The organism is Allobosea sp. CER48 (genome assembly GCF_044752385.1).
Lineage (GTDB): Bacteria > Pseudomonadota > Alphaproteobacteria > Rhizobiales > Beijerinckiaceae > Allobosea.
The window spans coordinates 1-1,763 of record NZ_JBIWYK010000566.1 but is presented as its reverse complement, the minus strand read 5'-3'; the positions used below and the strand labels follow the sequence as shown (position 1 = coordinate 1,763).

The window sequence follows — 1,763 nt, the reverse complement described above, 5'->3', positions numbered from 1 at the left end:
AAGGGCCGCGCCATCACGGCGCGGCCCCCTTGAATTGCCGGTGCTGCGTACTCAGGCCAGCGTATAGGCGGTCTTGACCGTGGTGTAGAACTCCTTGGCGTAGGCGCCTTGCTCGCGCGGGCCGTAGCTGGAGCCCTTCCGGCCGCCGAACGGCACATGATAGTCGACGCCGGCCGTCGGCAGGTTGACCATCACCATGCCGGCCTCGCTGTTGCGCTTGAAATGCGTCGCATGCTTCAGCGAGGTCGTGCAGATGCCGGAGGAGAGGCCGAACTCGGTGTCGTTGGCGACGGCGAGCGCCTCGTCGTAATCCTTCACGCGGACGATGTTGGCGACCGGGCCGAAGACCTCCTCGCGCGAGATGCGCATGGCATTCGTGGTCTCGGTGAAGAGCGCCGGCGCGAGATAGAAGCCGGGGGTGTCGCGCTTCAGGAGCTCGCCGCCGAAGACCAGCTTGCCGCCTTCGTCCTGGGCGATCTGGATATACTTCAGGTTCTGGTCGAGCTGGCCCTGATCGACCACCGGGCCGATATGGGTGCCGCTCTTCAGCGCGTCATCGACGACAACGCCCTTAAGGCGCTCGATGCAGGCTTCGACGAACCTGTCGTGGATGCCGGCCTGGACGATCAGGCGCGAGGAGGCGGTGCAGCGCTGGCCGGTCGAGAAGAAGGCGCCGTTGACTGCCACTTCCACGGCCGTCTTGAGATCGGCGTCGTCGAGAACGACGAGCGGGTTCTTGCCGCCCATCTCCAGCTGGACCTTCTTCATCGGATTCGAGGCGATGCAGGCGGCCGCGACCTTGCGGCCGGTGGCGACCGAACCGGTGAAGGAGATGGCGGTGACGTCCTTGTGCTCGAGCAGCGCCTGGCCGACCACCGAGCCGCGGCCCATCACCAGGTTCAGCGCGCCCTTGGGCAAGCCGGCGCGCTGGAGGATGTCGACAAGCGCCCAGGCCGAGCCCGGCACCAGATCGGCCGGCTTGATGACGACGCAATTGCCCCAGGCGAGCGCCGGCGCGATCTTCCAGGCCGGGATCGCGATCGGGAAGTTCCAGGGCGTGATCATGCCGATGATGCCCATGGGCTCACGCGTCACCTCGACGCCGACGCCGGGGCGCACCGACGGGATCATCTCGCCGCCGAGCCGCAGGCACTCGCCGGCGAAGAACGCGAAGATCTGGCCGGCGCGCGTCGCCTCGCCGATGCCCTCGGGAAGGGTCTTGCCCTCCTCGCGGGAGAGCAGGCGGCCGAGTTCGTCCTTGCGGGCGAGGATCTCGTCGGACGCCTTCTTCAGGATCTCGTAGCGCTCCTGCGGCGTCGTGCGGCTCCAGGCCGGGAAGGCCGCCTTGGCGGCAGCGACGGCGTTGTTGAGGTCCTCGACCGAGCCCTGAGCATACTCGCCGACGACGTCGTTGGTATTGGAGGGGTTGATGTTGCGCGAGGCATTGGCTCCGCCGGCCCATTCGCCAGCGATGAGGTTCTTGAAGGGCGCGTTCATCTTTCTCTCCCACGAACAGGTTCGTGGCTGGGTGTTAGCGCCTTTGGGCCGCGAAGGCCAATGCCCGGCGATCAGGGAGCCATCCGCTGACCGCATCGCCTGGCCGGATCTACTTCTCCTTGATCGACAGCCCGTTCTTGCCGACCGAGATCTCGACGCCGTCCGGCTGCTTCTTTTCCTGGTAGAGCGAATAGCCGGTCACGGCGAGAGCGGCCACAAGCACGACCACGAGTACGACCAGCAGATTGCGCGAAGCGAGCATGTAA

The 1,763-nt window shown here is 66.4% G+C and carries 1 protein-coding gene; it reads right to left on the bottom strand.

Annotated elements, in window-relative coordinates; all coding sequences use genetic code 11:
- Positions 1-51: 51 nt before the first annotated feature.
- Positions 52-1,497 (bottom strand): aldehyde dehydrogenase family protein, encoded by a 1,446-nt coding sequence (locus ACIPIA_RS15570; protein WP_400510865.1) that lies wholly within the window; start codon positions 1,495-1,497, stop codon positions 52-54.
- Positions 1,498-1,763 lie beyond the last annotated feature (266 nt).

Excerpts from the sequence above, each read along its gene's own strand:
- ACIPIA_RS15570 (WP_400510865.1), bottom strand. The coding sequence starts at position 1,497 with ATGAACGCGCCCTTCAAGAACCTCATCGCTGGCGAATGGGCCGGCGGA.